Origin of the sequence: Streptomyces albospinus (assembly GCF_014648695.1) — a bacterium.
Taxonomy (GTDB): Bacteria; Actinomycetota; Actinomycetes; order Streptomycetales; family Streptomycetaceae; genus Streptomyces; species Streptomyces albospinus.
The window spans coordinates 175,622-188,619 of record NZ_BMRP01000012.1; the positions used below are offsets into that span (position 1 = coordinate 175,622).

11 protein-coding genes are annotated in these 12,998 nt (G+C 71.1%); 2 read left to right on the forward strand and 9 right to left on the reverse strand.

Translation table 11 applies throughout. From position 1 onward, the window contains the following. Window positions 1-11 precede the first annotated feature (11 nt). From IEZ17_RS18690 to IEZ17_RS18715, 6 genes are all read right to left on the reverse strand, one after another. The gene (locus tag IEZ17_RS18690; protein WP_189301545.1) at window positions 12-839 is read right to left on the reverse strand and encodes a shikimate dehydrogenase; all 828 of its coding nucleotides are present in this window, start codon (window positions 837-839) and stop codon (window positions 12-14) included. A gap of 10 nt (window positions 840-849) precedes the next feature. Then, window positions 850-2,601 carry an endolytic transglycosylase MltG gene (gene mltG / locus IEZ17_RS18695; RefSeq protein ID WP_189301547.1) on the reverse strand — a complete coding sequence of 584 codons (1,752 nt, stop codon included), beginning with the start codon at window positions 2,599-2,601 and terminating at the stop codon, window positions 850-852. Between the two features lie 126 nt (window positions 2,602-2,727). Next, window positions 2,728-3,192, reverse strand: coding sequence for a Holliday junction resolvase RuvX (ruvX, locus tag IEZ17_RS18700; RefSeq protein WP_159509929.1), 465 nt, complete (start codon window positions 3,190-3,192; stop codon window positions 2,728-2,730). Between the two features lie 14 nt (window positions 3,193-3,206). Beyond that, window positions 3,207-5,876, reverse strand: a complete 2,670-nt coding sequence (alaS, locus tag IEZ17_RS18705) for an alanine--tRNA ligase (protein ID WP_189301548.1) — start codon at window positions 5,874-5,876, stop codon at window positions 3,207-3,209. After that, window positions 5,876-6,220, reverse strand: a complete 345-nt coding sequence (locus tag IEZ17_RS18710; RefSeq protein ID WP_189301550.1) for a DUF6167 family protein — start codon at window positions 6,218-6,220, stop codon at window positions 5,876-5,878. Before IEZ17_RS18710 ends, alaS begins: the two co-directional genes overlap by 1 nt. An 8-nt stretch (window positions 6,221-6,228) precedes the next feature. Beyond that, a complete protein-coding gene (locus IEZ17_RS18715; protein ID WP_229852379.1) occupies window positions 6,229-6,678 on the reverse strand; it encodes a DUF948 domain-containing protein in 450 nt (149 codons plus the stop codon). A gap of 170 nt (window positions 6,679-6,848) precedes the next feature. Here IEZ17_RS18715 and IEZ17_RS18720 point away from each other — a divergent pair, with 170 nt between their 5' ends. Further along, window positions 6,849-9,086 (forward strand): ATP-binding protein, encoded by a 2,238-nt coding sequence (locus tag IEZ17_RS18720; protein WP_189301553.1) that lies wholly within the window; start codon window positions 6,849-6,851, stop codon window positions 9,084-9,086. Window positions 9,087-9,110: 24 nt separating this feature from the next. Here the strand turns inward: IEZ17_RS18720 and rpsD are convergent, their stop codons facing one another. After that, the gene (rpsD, locus tag IEZ17_RS18725) at window positions 9,111-9,722 is read right to left on the reverse strand and encodes a 30S ribosomal protein S4 (protein ID WP_039638011.1); all 612 of its coding nucleotides are present in this window, start codon (window positions 9,720-9,722) and stop codon (window positions 9,111-9,113) included. Between the two features lie 182 nt (window positions 9,723-9,904). Here rpsD and IEZ17_RS18730 point away from each other — a divergent pair, with 182 nt between their 5' ends. Beyond that, the gene (locus IEZ17_RS18730) at window positions 9,905-10,657 is read left to right on the forward strand and encodes a DUF2470 domain-containing protein (protein WP_229852380.1); all 753 of its coding nucleotides are present in this window, start codon (window positions 9,905-9,907) and stop codon (window positions 10,655-10,657) included. Between the two features lie 37 nt (window positions 10,658-10,694). Here the strand turns inward: IEZ17_RS18730 and IEZ17_RS18735 are convergent, their stop codons facing one another. Together IEZ17_RS18735 and IEZ17_RS18740 are read right to left on the reverse strand one after the other, a co-directional pair. Beyond that, on the reverse strand, window positions 10,695-12,104 hold the full coding sequence (locus IEZ17_RS18735; protein ID WP_189301556.1) for a replication-associated recombination protein A: 1,410 nt from the start codon (window positions 12,102-12,104) through the stop codon (window positions 10,695-10,697). Between the two features lie 84 nt (window positions 12,105-12,188). Continuing rightward, window positions 12,189-12,830, reverse strand: coding sequence for a vitamin K epoxide reductase family protein (locus tag IEZ17_RS18740; RefSeq protein ID WP_189301558.1), 642 nt, complete (start codon window positions 12,828-12,830; stop codon window positions 12,189-12,191). Window positions 12,831-12,998 lie beyond the last annotated feature (168 nt).

The window sequence follows — 12,998 nt, forward strand, 5'->3', positions numbered from 1 at the left end:
GGGGCGGCGGGTCAGCGGGCCGCGAGCGCCGCCTCGCCTGCCGTGCGCATCGCGGCCAGCGGCCCCGGGGACCGCCCGGTCATCTGCTCGACCTGGAGGACGGCCTGGTGGACCAGCAGGTCCAGACCGCCGACGACGGCACCGCCGCGGTCGGCCCAGGCGGTGGCCAGCGCCGTCGGCCAGGGCTCGTAGAGAACGTCGAAGAGCGTGCCGGGCCGGTCGGGGACGGCGGCGGCGAGCGCGTCGGTGCTGCCCGCGGGGGTGGTGGCGATGGCCAGCGGCGCCTCGAAGGCCGCGGCGGCGTCCTCCCAGGGGGCGGTGCGGACCGTGACACCGAGCCGGTCGCCCCAGCCGCGCATCTCGTCGGCGCGCGCCGCGCTGCGGACGTACGCGGTGACCTCGCCGGTGCAGATGCGGGAGAGCGCGGCGAGCGCGGAGGATGCGGTGGCCCCGGCGCCCAGGACGGCGGCCCGTTCGACCTTGTCCACGCCGCGTTCGCGCAGCGCGGCCAGCATGCCGGGGATGTCGGTGTTGTCGCCGAGGCGGCGCCCGTCGGGGGTGAACACGACGGTGTTGACCGCCTCGACCGAGGCCGCGGTGGGGGTGATCTCGTCGAGCAGCGGGATCACCGCCCGCTTGAGCGGCATGGTCAGCGACAGGCCGGCCCACTCCGGGCCGAGCTTCTCCAGGAACCCGGGGAGCGCGGCTTCGTCGACCTCGTGGCGGCCGTACTCCCAGCCGGTGAGCCCGAGTGCGGCGTAGGCGGCGCGGTGCAGCACCGGCGAGAGGGAGTGCGCGATGGGCGATCCGAGGACCGCCGCCTTCTTGTTGTCGGACACGGCCTTGCCTTCAGTTCCCGTTCTGCTTCTTCTTCTCTTGCTGCCGCTTGTTGAATTCCTGGACCAGCTTCTGATGGTCGACGTAATTTGTGGTGAATTCCGTCGTCTTACCGTCCACCGAAATGAAGTAGAGCCACTTGTCGGAATTATCCGGATTGATCGTCGCCTTGAGCGCATCGGCACCGGGATTTCCGATCGGACCGGGCGGCAGCCCCTTGTAGAAGTAGGTGTTGTACGGGTCGTTGTAGTGCCGGATTTCCTCGGTACTGATATTGATCTTGCTCTGGTTCTTCAGATAGTTGAAGGTCGAGTCGAATTCCAGCTTCTGGAACGTATCCCTATTGGTCGGGGCCAGCCGGTTGTAGACGACGGCGGCCATCTTCCGGAAGTCATCGTGCGTCATGCCCTCGGCCTGAGTGAGGCTGGCGACCGTGATGAGCTGGAGCGGAGACGTCAGATGGAATTTCTGGGCATTCGCTTCGAGATCGTACTTCTGGTATTCCTGGGTGGCTCGCCCGACCATTTCCTTGAGGACGTCCGCCGGCTTCGCGTTGTCGCCCACGCTGTAGGTCGACGGGTAGAGGAAGCCCTCCAGCGGGTCCTTGATCTTCGGAGAGTCATCGGCCCAGGACGGAAGTCCCAGATTCTTGGCCTGGCTCCTGGCGACTTCCTTGGTGGTGCCGGCCGTGAGCTTGAGCTTTTTGTCGATCATTTCGTAGACCGCGGCGGCCCGCAGACCCTCGCGGATCGTGAGGCCGTTACGGCTCTTGGGGTCCAGCATCAGATCGATCGCGGCAGCCGCGGACATCTGCTTGCGCAGCGAATACGTACCGGGCTGGAGGCTCCGCGCCTGTTTGTTGTTGTCGGCCGCCTCGCTGAACGCCTCGGCGCTCTTGATCACACCGTCCTTGGCGAGGATCACGCCCATCTGGGACAGCGGCACCCCGTCCGGGATCACCACCTGCACCTCGCCGGTGCCCTCGCCCGTGTAGTCGGGGGCCGGCACGAAGTGCCGCATGATGAAGTCGTAGCCGAAGTAGCCGACGGTGCCCACGACACCGGCGAGGGCCAGGGTCACCACCAGGCACGCGGTGCCGCTGCGCCGCTTGGTCTTCTTGCCGCGTCGCTCCCTGCCGGACTCCCCCTCGTCCTCCGGATCCAGGTCGTCGTGCCCGTCGTCCGGGTCATCGGCGAAGAACGAGTCCCCCCGCCCCCGCTCGGCCGTCTCCGGCTCGGCCCGCCAGTCGTCCCCGGCGGCGGCCGGGTCGTCGTAGTGCGGCTCGCCCTGGTGCGGATGCTGCGGACCGTACTCCTGCGGGTGCCCGTCCGGATGCGGCGGATGCGGCACCTGCCCGTACTGCTGCTGGTCCTGCGGCGGCCCCGCCTGCTGCGCGGGCAGTTGCTGGGTGTCCGGGAACGGGTAGCCGTCCTGGCCGCCGTAGTACTCGTGGCCTCCCTGGGCCGCGTACGGATCGGCCGGCGGGTGCTGCGCATGCTGCCCGTAGGGGTCGTACGGGTCGTACGGCAGCCGGCCGGCCTGCGGTGCGCCGGTCCAGTCGCCGTGCCCCGGGTCGTACTGCTGCTGGGGGTGCTGCTGCTGGGGGTGCGGGGGCTGCTGAGGGTGTTGCTGGGGATACCCGGCGGGCTGCTGCCCGTTCCACTGAGGCTGCTGCGCCTGGCCTCCGTAGGGACCCTGATCTCCGTAGAGCGGGTCCTCGGGATGCCACGGTTCGGAGCCGTAGCCCCGGCCATACTCGGTCATCGATCCCCTAGAGCCGAGAGGCGGGGCGCCCCTTGCCGGCAGCGCCTGCGGTACCCATCCGCCTCTACTTGCACGCGCGGCTGTTCGAACCGGCGCCACATCCCGCGGAACGTTACCGTACCGCGATCAGATGACCACTTCGACGCTCTCCCCCGGCGGCTGCCCAGAGGTCCGTTCGGTTTCCAGCGCGCTCTGGAGGATGACCACCGCGGCGGCCTGGTCGACCACCGAGCGTCCCTTCTTGCTGCGGACCCCGGAGGCACGCAGCCCCTGGGTCGCGGTGACCGTCGACATCCGCTCGTCGACCAGCCGCACCCCTACGGGTGCGATGTTCCGGGCCATCTCCTGGGCGAAGGCCCGGACCTTGGCCGCGGCCGGCCCCTCTCCCCCACTGAGGGAGCGGGGCAGACCGACCACGACCTCCAGCGGCTCGTACTCCTCGACAATCGCCTTGAGCCGCCGGTGTGCTGAGGGGACATCACGTCCCGGCACGGTCTCGACGGGGGTGGCGAGGACCCCGTCGGGGTCGCACGAGGCGACCCCGATGCGGGCGTCCCCGACATCCACCGCGATGCGCCGGCCGCGTCGCATCTCGCTCACGCCGGTCAGGCCGCCTCGGCCACGAGCCGCTCGACGGCGGCGATGGCCTCGGGCACCGCACCGGCGTTCTGGCCGCCGCCCTGCGCCACGTCCGGCTTGCCGCCGCCACCGCCGCCGAGCGTCTTGGCGGCCGTACGGACCAGGTCGCCGGCCTTGATACCGCGCTCACGGGCGGCCTCGTTGGTGGCGATGACCGTCAGCGGGCGGCCGTTGGCGACCGTGAAGAGCGCCACGACCACCGGGCGGTCGCCGAGGATCCGGCCGCGGACGTCCAGCACCAGCCTGCGCAGATCGTCGGCGGAGGTGCCGTCCGGGACCTGCGCGGCGGCCAGGGCCAGCCCGCGGACGTCCTTGGCGCCCTCGGCCAGCCCGGCCGCGGCCTGGAGCACCTTCTCGGCGCGGAACTTCTCGATCTCCTTCTCGGCGTCCTTCAGCTTGGCGAGGACGCCGGAGATCTTCTCCGGCAGCTCCTCCGGGCGCCCCTTGACCAGCTCGGTGAGCTGCGAGACGACGGTGTGCTCACGGGCCAGGAACCTGTAGGCGTCCACACCCACCAGCGCCTCGACGCGGCGCACGCCGGAGCCGATGGAGGACTCGCCGAGCAGCTTCACCAGGCCCAGCTGGGCGGTGTTGTGGACGTGCGTACCGCCGCAGAGCTCCTTGGAGAAGTCGCCGATGGTGACCACGCGGACCCGGTCGCCGTACTTCTCGCCGAACTCGGCGATGGCGCCCTGCTTCTTGGCGTCCTCCATGCTCATGACCTCGGCGTGCACGTCGAGCTCACGGGCGAGCACGTCGTTGATCTTCTGCTCGACGTCGGTCAGCACCGAGCCGGGCACCGCGGTCGGCGAGCCGAAGTCGAAGCGGAAGCGGCCCGGGGAGTTCTCCGAACCGGCCTGGGCGGCCGTCGGGCCCAGGGCGTCGCGCAGCGCCTGGTGGGTGAGGTGGGTGGCGCTGTGGGCACGGGCGATGGCCCGCCGGCGGGCGACGTCGATGGCGGCGTACGCGGCGGCGCCGAGCACCACCTCGCCGACCTGGACGACGCCCTTGTGGACGGTGACTCCGGGGACTGGCTGCTGGACGTCGCGGACCTCGACGACGGCGCCGGAGTCCAGCTTGATCCGGCCGGTGTCGGCGAGCTGCCCGCCACCCTCGGCGTAGAAGGGGGTGCGGTCCAGGACGACCTCGACCTCGTCGCCTTCGTGGGCGGCGGGGGCCGGGACGCCGTTGACCAGCAGGCCGAGCACGGAGGACTCGCCCTCGGTGGCGCTGTATCCGGTGAACTCGGTGGTGCCGGCCGTGTCGGCGACCTCGCGGTAGGCGGACAGGTCGGCGTGGCCGTGCTTCTTGGCCTGGGCGTCGGCCTTGGCGCGCTCCCGCTGCTCCTTCATCAGGCGGCGGAAGCCCTCCTCGTCCACCGACAGGCCCTGCTCTGCGGCCATTTCGAGGGTGAGGTCGATCGGGAAGCCCCAGGTGTCGTGGAGCAGGAACGCCTTGTCGCCGGAGAGCACCGTGCCGCCGGCGGACTTGGTCTCCGTGACGGCGCTGTCGAGGATGTTGGTGCCGGCCTTCAGCGTCTTGAGGAAGGCGGCCTCCTCGGCGAGGGCGACCGTCTCGATGCGGCGGCGGTCCTCCAGCAGCTCCGGGTACTGCTGACCCATCGTCCTGATGACGACGTCCAGCAGCTCTCCGACGACCAGCCCGTCGGCGCCGAGCAGCCGCATGTTGCGGATGGCGCGGCGCATGATGCGGCGCAGGACATAGCCGCGGCCCTCGTTGCCGGGGGTGACGCCGTCGCCGATGAGCATCGTGGACGTCCGCATGTGGTCGGCGACCACCCGCAGGGAGACGTCGGAGGCGACCGCGGCGCCGTAACGTACTCCGGAGAGCTCGGTGGCCTTGTCGATGACGACGCGAAGAGTGTCCGTCTCGTACATGTTGCGCACGTCCTGAAGGATCATCGCCAGCCGCTCCAGACCGAGGCCGGTGTCGATGTTCTTGCTGGGCAGGTCGCCGAGGATCTCGAAGTCCTCCTTGCCGATGCCCGCTCCGCGCTCGTACTGCATGAAGACCAGGTTCCAGATCTCCACGTACCGCTCGTCGTTGACGGCCGGGCCGCCCTCGACGCCGAATTCCGGACCGCGGTCGTAGTTGATCTCGGAGCACGGACCGCACGGGCCCGGGACGCCCATGGACCAGTAGTTCTCCTTCTTGCCCAGCCGCTGGATGCGCTTCTTGGGCACGCCGATGACCTCGTGCCAGATGCGCTCGGCCTCGTCGTCGTCCAGGTAGACGGTGATCCAGAGCCGCTCCGGGTCGAGGCCGTAGCCGCCGTCCGCCTGCGAGCTGGTCAGCAGCTCCCAGGCGTGCCTGATGGCGCCTTCCTTGAAGTAGTCGCCGAAGGAGAAGTTGCCGCACATCTGGAAGAACGTGCCGTGCCGGGTGGTCTTGCCGACCTCTTCGATGTCCGGCGTACGGACGCACTTCTGGACGCTGGTGGCGGTCTTGAAGGGGGGCTTGACCTCGCCGAGGAAGTACGGCTTGAAGGGGACCATGCCCGCGGGGACCAGCAGCAGCGTCGGATCGTCCGCGATGAGCGACGCCGACGGCACGACGGTGTGCCCGCGCTCCTCGAAGAAGCGCAGCCAGCGGCGGCGGATTTCAGCCGACTCCATCAGTGGTCCTCTTTTCCAGTCGGTCCGGTCAGACCGTTCGGTCCGGTTGTTCTCGTGGTGCGGTACGGCGTTTCGAGCACCGCGCGGCGCGGTGCGGGCAGCTCGCGCACCTCGGTCTGCGAGCTGAGCCCGAGGGCGTCGTGCAGCTGCTCTTCACGGTCCGCCATTCCGGTCCGTACGTCCAATGCAAATTGACGCAGCCGGTGTCCGGTCTCGACGGCCTTGTCCGCGGCCTGTGCGGCGAGGCTGTCGGGCTGCAACTTGCGCAGCTTTTGGTGGACCTTGTTGGTGGCCCACACTCCGGCGGCGGCGCCGGTGGTGAACCAGAATGCGCGGCGGAACATCGCTGTGATCAGTCCTTGGAGCGACGGTTGCGGCGCCCGCCGCGGCGGGCGCCGGGCAGGGTACGGCCGACGACGACGGTGCGCTGGGTGCGCCCGGAGGCAGGGGCTGCCTCGCCCTTCTTGCCGATCGCGCGGCGCACGCCGTAGCCGAACGCGGCCACCTTGACCAGCGGCCCGCCGAAGGCGGAGGAGACGGTCGAGGAGAGCGCGGAGGCGTTGGCGGTGACCTCTTGGACGTCGGCGGCGATGGCATCGACGCGGGCGAGCTGGGTGTGCGCGGAGCGGACGGTCGCGGACGCGTCGGCGAGCAGCGGGACGGCCTGCTCGGACACCTCGGCCACCATCTTGGTCGTCGCCTTGAGGGTCTGTGCGAGCCTCACCAGTACGAGGGCGAGGAACGACACGAGGATCGCCCAGAAGACGGCCACGAGGATCCCGGCCACCTCTCCACCGGACACGCTGGCACCACTCTCCGACTGGTTCTTGGGTCTGGTCTCGTCCTGCTCGAACGGCAACCTCGACCTTATCGCGCCGTGACTGTCCGTCCGTACCCCGTTCCCGATGCCGAGAGGGGCACCGGAAGGGGTGATTGTACGGTCCGTATCACCACGAGTACGCTCCGTGTGCCATGCGACGCTTCTCGCGCCCCGGCCCCGCTTCCCGCCGCTCGCCCGCGCGGGGGCGGGCGCCCGGCAACCTGCCCACGGAACTCAACCGGTTCGTCGGCCGCAGGGACGAACTCGCCGCGCTGGACCGGCAGCTGGCCGCCGCCCGTCTCGTCACCCTCACCGGTCTCGGCGGCGTCGGAAAGTCCCGTCTCGCCCTCCGCGGCGCATCGATCTTGCAGGATCGCTTCTGCGATGGGGTGTGGCAGGTCGAGCTGTCCGCACTGCGCGAACCGCATCTCCTCGACCACGCGGTCGCCGAGGCGCTGGCGCCGGCCGACCGCACCGGACGCCCGCCCCGCACCGCGCTCCACGACCACCTCGCCGACCGCGAACTGCTGCTCATCCTGGACGGCCACGAGCACCTGGTGGACGCCTGCGCCGAGCTCACCGCCGAACTGCTGTGCCGCGCCCCCGGGCTGCGGGTGCTGGCCGCCGGCCGCCGCCCGCTCGGCCTGCCCGGTGAGCAGAACCTGCCGGTGCCCCCGATGAACACCGCCGACGCCACCGCCCTCTTCACCGACCGCGCCGCGTCCGTGCTCCCCGGTTTCGCGGTCGAACCGGGCGACGAAGCGGCCGTCACCGAACTCTGCGAGCGCCTCGACGGCATCCCGCTGGCCCTGGAACTGGCCGCCGGACGGCTGCGCGCGCTCTCCGTCGACCAGGTGCTCCACCGGCTCGACGACCGCTTCCGGCTGCTGACCGGCACGGCCCGCGAGGCTCCCCCGAGCTCGCGACCCGGTTCGAACCAGGGGGTGCCCCCACCGCGCCACCGGACGCTGCGCACCGCCATCGGCTGGAGCCATGAGCTGTGCGCCCCGGAGGAGCGGCTGCTGTGGGCGCGGCTGACCGTCTTCGCCGGGCAGTTCGACCTGGACGCGGTGGAGTACGTCTGCTCGGGCCCGGAGCTGCCGGCCGATGAACTCCTCGATGTCGTCGAGGAGTTGGTCGCCCAGTCGGTGCTCGCACGGGAGGACACCGCGGCCGGGGTGCGCTACCGGATGCTGGACACCGTGCGGGACTACGGCGCGGGCTGGCTGGCGGCGACGCCGGACGCCGAGCGGCTGCGCCGCCGGCACCGCGACTGGTACGTGGGGCTGGCGACCTGGTGCGAGCTGGACTGGTTCAGCCCCCGGCAGGCGGAGATCGCGGCACGGATCGACGCCGAGCTGCCCAATCTGCGGGTCGCGCTGGAGCAGAGCCTGGAGAGCGCGGACGATGTCCACCTCGGCCAGTATCTGGCCGGCACCCTGTGGTTCTACTGGGTCGGCTGCGGGCGGCTCTCGGAGGGCCGGCACTGGCTCGACCGGGCGCTGGAGCTGGACAGCGGCCATGACGACGCCCGGCTGAAGGCCCTGTGGGTGAGCGGTCATGTGGCGGTGCTCCAGGGCGACACGGTCGGCGCGCTGGGGGCGCTCCAGGAATGCCGCGAGGAGGCCGAGCGGACCGGCAATGCCACGGCCGCCGCGTACGCGCTGCACCGCACCGGCTGCCTCGCGCTGGTCTGCGACGACATGCCGCGCGCCGAGACGCTGCTGCGCCGGGCGCTCGCCCGCTACCGGGAGATCGGCGAGCTCAACAGCAATGTGCTGATGGGCCAGGTCGAGCTGGCGATGGTGGTGGCCTTCCAGGGACGGCTGGACGACGCGGTGCGGCTGTGCGAGGACGTCCGGCAGGTGTGCGGAGACCACGGCGAGCGCTGGACGCTGGCGTACGCGCAGTTCGTGCTGGCCTTCGCGGCCTGGTCGCGCGGGGAGGGCGGGCAGGCGCGGGCGCTGCTGGAGGAGTGCCTGGCCATCGACCACTCCTTCCACGATCTGCTGGGCGCGGTGCTGGCGATCGAGCTGCTGGCCCTGGTGACGCTCGACGAGGGCGATGCGGAGGAGGCGGCGGTGCTCCAGGGCGCGGCCGGCCGGATCTGGCCGTCGGTGGGGCTGCCGCTGTTCGGCTCGCGCCACTACAACCAGCCGCACGAGCGGTGCGCACAGCAGGCCCGGGCGCGGCTCGGTGCGGCGCGCTACGAGCACTGCCTGCGGACCGGCGGGCAGCTGGACCTGGACGCGACGGTGGCCCGGATCCTCCGGCCCGGGAGCCCCGAAGGCACCGCCCCCGGGCCGCGCGGGGTGGTGCGGATCGCCGCGCCGCCCACGAACCAGCCCGCCGCCTCCCCCTCCGCGAGCGGCGGGGAGACGGCGGGCTGAGCGGTGCGTGCTGCGCCGGCCTGATCAGCGGGCGTAGTACTCGACGACGAGCTGCTCGTCGCAGATCACCGGGATCTCCTTGCGGTTCGGGTCCCGGTCCAGGCGGAAGGCCAGCGCCTGGAGGTTGACCTCCAGGTAGCGCGGGGTCTCGCCGTCCGTGGCGTAGCCACCCTCGCGGGCAACCTGGAAGGGGTGCTTCTCGCGGCTGCGCTCGCGGACCATCACGACGTCGCCGGGGCGGACGCGGAAGGACGGCTTGTCGACCTTGCGGTCGTTCACCGAGATGTGGCCGTGGACGACCATCTGACGGGCCTGGTAGATCGTCCGGGCCAGCCCGGAACGCAGGACGAGCGCGTCCAGACGGCGCTCAAGCTCGACGATCAGGGCCTCGCCCGTCTTGCCTTCGACCTTCCGAGCGCGGTCGTAGGCACGGACCATCTGGCGCTCGCTGATGTCGTACTGAGCGCGCAGACGCTGCTTCTCCAGCAGTCGGACCTTGTAGTCACTGCTCTGCTTGCGGCCACGGCCGTGCTCGCCGGGCGGGTAGGGACGGGCCTCGAAGTACTTGACCGCCTTCGGCGTCAGCGCGATGCCGAGCGCGCGCGACTTCTTGACCTTGGGACGCGACTGGTTCACGTGGAACGTTCCTCCATGTAAGTTAGGTGAGGCTTACCTTACCGTGAGGAGAACGCATGTTTCGACCTGGGATCCCCCTGCCCGGCGCTCACAGCACCAAGGCGGGTCAGCCGCGTCCCGTGGAAGACGCCCAGCGGCCCTCGGCGGCTGAGCGCATACGAACTCTCGTCGAATCCCATGCTATGGCGTCGCTGGACATCCCCGGAGTCGAGGACCCCGACGAGACCGGCCTCTCGGCACCGGTCTGCCGGAGCGTGACGGACGAGGGAGACGTGCTGTTGCTGGTTCCCGGGGACTCCGCGGCGGCCCGGGCGGCGGCGCACGCGCAGGACGACGACCTGGCAGCCGTGATGGAGATCACGGACGTGGCGCCGGTTTCGGTACCCCATCGGATCCGCGGACGAGCCTGGGTGGCCGGCTGGCTGACCCCCGTACGCAACGAAGAGCGCGGCTCGGCGGCGCTGCTGCTCGCCGAGCGGCACCCCGTCGGCGAACTGCTCGGCATCGGGGAGGCGCTGCGGCCCGACGCGGTGCCGGGCCTCTCCGGGCGGGCCGCCTGGATGATGCTGCGCCTGGAGGTCGGCGAGGGCGCGGTGGACGACCTCTGGGGCGCGGAGTCCGTCGAGCCCGACGCGTTCGCCGCGGCGGCGCCCGATCCGCTGATCGCGCACGAGGCGGAGCTGCTCCAGCATCTGCACGCGGCGCACGGTGAGCAGGTCCGCGGACTGTGCGCGCTGCTGGGCGACCGGGATGCGGCTTGCGGACTGCGCGACGGGGCCGTGCCGGTGGCGCTGGACCGCTTCGGGCTGCGGGTGCGCTTCACCGACGACGCGCAGCGGTCCTTCGACGCCCGCTTCGACTTCCCCGAGCCGGTGGGCGACATCGCCGAGCTGCGCCGGGCGATGCACACCCTCTTCGAGGCCGCGGCGCAGTGACACCGGATCCCGGCGTACGGCGCCGCCCGCGCCCGCCTCAGTCGCCGCTCTCGCCGCGCAGCCTGGCGCGGACCCGCTCGGCGACATCGGCGTAGCGCGCCTCGGCGCCGTGCCGGGTCGGGGCGTAATAGCGCTTGCCGTGCACCTCGTCCGGGGCGTACTGCTGGGCCGCGATACCGCCCGGCAGGTCGTGCGGATACTGATACCCCTGGCCGTGCCCGAGCTTCTGGGCGCCCTTGTAGTGGCTGTCGCGCAGATGCGGGGGGACCGCACCGGCATGCCCGGCCCGCACATCCGCCAGGGCTGCGTCTATCGCCATGTAGGCGGCGTTGGACTTGGGTGCCAGGGCGAGCGCGATGGTGGCCTGGCTCAGCGTGATCCGGGCTTCCGGGAAGCCGATCAGCGCCACCGCCTGGGCAGCCGCCACCGCGGTCTGGAGCGCCGTCGGATCGGCCAGCCCGATGTCCTCGCTCGCCGAGATCATCAGCCGGCGGGCGATGAACCGCGGGTCCTCCCCCGCCTCGATCATCCGCGCGAGATAGTGCAGCGCGGCATCGACGTCGGAGCCCCGGATCGACTTGATCAGCGCGCTGGCGACGTCGTAGTGCTGGTCGCCGTCCCGGTCGTACTTCACCGCCGCACGGTCGACCGACTCCTCCAGCGTCTGAAGGGTGATCTCCTTCTCTCCCTTGGCCAGCGCGGACCCGGCGCCGGCCTCCAGGGCCGTCAGTGCCCGCCGGGCGTCGCCGCCGGCGATCCGCAGCAGATGCGCCTCGGAGTCCGCGGGCAGGGTGACCGTCCCGGCGAGCCCGCGCTCGTCGGTCAGCGCGCGGTGCAGCAGCGCGCGCAGATCGTCGTCGGTGAGCGGTTCCAGCGTCAGCAGCAGCGAACGGGAGAGCAGCGGGGAGATCACCGAGAAATACGGGTTCTCGGTCGTCGCGGCGATCAGCGTCACCCAGCGGTTCTCCACCGCGGGCAGCAGGGAGTCCTGCTGGGCCTTGCTGAAGCGGTGGATCTCGTCGAGGAAGAGGACGGTCTCCTTGCCGTAGCCCCCCGAGGCGCGGCGGGCGCCGTCGATGACCGCCCGGACCTCCTTGACGCCGGCGGTGATCGCGGACAGCTCGACGAACCGCTTGTTCGTCGCCTGGCTGACGACGTACGCCAGGGTCGTCTTGCCGATCCCGGGCGGCCCCCACAGGAACACCGACGACGGCCCCGCCGGCCCGCCTCCCACCCGTCGCCCACCACCGCCCTTGGTCGAGGGCCCTTCGGGCCCGCTGCCGTCATCGCCCACCAGCCGGCGCAGCGGCGACCCCGGCTTGAGGAGGTGCTGCTGTCCGACGACCTCGTCGAGGGTGCGCGGACGCATGCGGACGGCGAGAGGGGCCCCCACGGGGTCCCTCTCCTGACGGTCTTCCGCGGCGGCGGTGAACAGGTCGGGCTCCACGCTCAGGAGCCTATGCCACACCACTGACAACGCCCCGGCCGCCGTGATCGGCGGGCCGGGGCGCGGTGCGGTTCCGGACAGGTCTCAGAGCAGGCTGCTCCAGTACGACCACCACCGGGTGAGGATCAGCAGGGCGATCACGCCGTACCAGAGCACCGGGACGACCCAGTGGAACTCCAGGACCGCGTTGCGCAGCCCCTGGGGGGCGGGAATGATGCCGTGCTTGAGGTTGTGCACCGTCGTGTACCAGAACATCAGGATCGTGACGCACCAGGTCAGGGTGCACCACAGGCACAAGGCGTTGATCTCGTACAGCGACTGGGACATCAGCCACATGCAGAAGACGGCGGCGAGCAGCGTGCCGATGTTCAGGCCGATCCAGTACCAGCGGCGGAAGCGGGCGCCCGCCAGCAGGGCCATACCGATCGCGATGACCACGCCGAACCCGACGAGCCCGGCCATCGGGTTGGGGAAGCCGAAGACGGCCGCCTGCTTGCTCTGCATGACGCTGCCGCAGGAGATGATCGGGTTGAAGCTGCACGCCGGCTTGAAATTCGGGTCCTTCAGCAGCTCGAACTTGTCCAGGGTGATCACCCAGGCCGCCAGCCCGCCGAGCGCACCGGTGATCACCAGGAGCAGGGCCAGGGCGCGCCCCGAGCCGATGGGGCCCGTGCCGCTCGCGTGATCGTCGTCGGTGGACACGTCGTCAAGCGCTGTCGTCGTCATATCGCCGTTCCGTCGGTCCCTTGGGGGATGAGACTCGGCCGGCGGACCCGGCCCGGTACTTCATTGTGCCGCACCTCCCTGTGAGCCCGGGGTGTCCTGCGCGGATCCGGAGTGATTCCGCGTACCCGCTGTTGACGCGAGGGGCCCGGACGGCGATCCGTCCGGGCC

Coding starts and splice junctions, on each gene's coding strand:
- ruvX (WP_159509929.1), bottom strand. CDS start 3,192: ATGCGACGCGGCCGGCGCATCGCGGTGGATGTCGGGGACGCCCGCATC.
- IEZ17_RS18740 (WP_189301558.1), bottom strand. CDS start 12,830: ATGACGACGACAGCGCTTGACGACGTGTCCACCGACGACGATCACGCG.
- IEZ17_RS18730 (WP_229852380.1), top strand. CDS start 9,905: ATGGCGTCGCTGGACATCCCCGGAGTCGAGGACCCCGACGAGACCGGC.
- alaS (WP_189301548.1), bottom strand. CDS start 5,876: ATGGAGTCGGCTGAAATCCGCCGCCGCTGGCTGCGCTTCTTCGAGGAG.
- IEZ17_RS18710 (WP_189301550.1), bottom strand. CDS start 6,220: ATGTTCCGCCGCGCATTCTGGTTCACCACCGGCGCCGCCGCCGGAGTG.
- mltG (WP_189301547.1), bottom strand. CDS start 2,601: ATGACCGAGTATGGCCGGGGCTACGGCTCCGAACCGTGGCATCCCGAG.
- IEZ17_RS18720 (WP_189301553.1), top strand. CDS start 6,849: ATGCGACGCTTCTCGCGCCCCGGCCCCGCTTCCCGCCGCTCGCCCGCG.